The organism is Chromohalobacter sp. HP20-39, from assembly GCF_033052815.1.
Taxonomy (GTDB): domain Bacteria; phylum Pseudomonadota; class Gammaproteobacteria; order Pseudomonadales; family Halomonadaceae; genus Chromohalobacter.
Genome location: NZ_JAWHTP010001266.1, coordinates 1 through 229, shown reverse-complemented (window position 1 = coordinate 229; position 229 = coordinate 1). Strand labels below are relative to the sequence as shown.

The window sequence follows — 229 nt, the reverse complement described above, 5'->3', positions numbered from 1 at the left end:
CAACCCGAAGGTGACGCTGGACCCGAACACCGGTCTGGTGGCAGTGGCACCGGGCACGCCGGCGGGTACGTACACCATCGGCTATCAGATTTGCGAGAAGCTGAACCCGACCAACTGTGCGAGCGCCACGGCCACGGTCACGGTGGCACCCGGCAAGATCATTGCAAGCAATGACACCTACACCGGGACGAACGGCGCCACCGGCAACCCACAGGTTGGCAACGTGCTG

1 protein-coding gene is annotated in these 229 nt (G+C 64.2%); it reads left to right on the top strand.

The genetic code is table 11. The features are described from left to right. A partial coding sequence (locus RVY79_RS21930; RefSeq protein WP_317466738.1) for a hypothetical protein occupies positions 1-229 on the top strand: 229 nt, incomplete at both ends.